General features: G+C 57.8%; 1 protein-coding gene. It reads right to left on the bottom strand.

All coding sequences use genetic code 11. The features are described from left to right. Positions 1 to 410 (bottom strand): alpha/beta hydrolase (locus ZA06_RS17050; protein ID WP_168155245.1); only part of this gene is annotated, 410 nt, incomplete at both ends.

Here is a 410-nt window from a genome sequence, read left to right as displayed (position 1 = left end):
ATCTGGTGGCGCGCGCCGCGGATAATGATCCGCTTGCTGTTTGGGAACCGATCACGGATTGCACGCATGTTGTAGCGCCAGGAGACGGTCTCGTCATCGGTGCCCTGCAAGACCAGAATGCGCTTGTCGTTGCGGGCAGTTTTCGGGAAAGCGTGTAACCAGTCCACCATAGCTCCAAGCCAGCGCATCGACATCACGTGTGACTGCAACGGATCACGGTGCGCCTGGCGGCGGGCAAACTCGGCATCGTGGGTGTTGATATTGAAGCCGCGATTAGGTGCAACCATAAAGAAGCGGCCCAGATAGAACATCCATTTGCGCAGATGCCAGCGGGCCGGCCGTATCAACGGTGCCAACAAAAACACTTTCTCGAACGGCTGCCAATCGCTGTACTGCAGGTAGGCCAGCAC

Origin of the sequence: Mangrovimonas xylaniphaga, assembly GCF_001280435.1 — a bacterium.
GTDB lineage: Bacteria > Bacteroidota > Bacteroidia > Flavobacteriales > Flavobacteriaceae > Mangrovimonas_A > Mangrovimonas_A xylaniphaga.
This window is presented reverse-complemented; position numbering and strand designations above follow the sequence as displayed.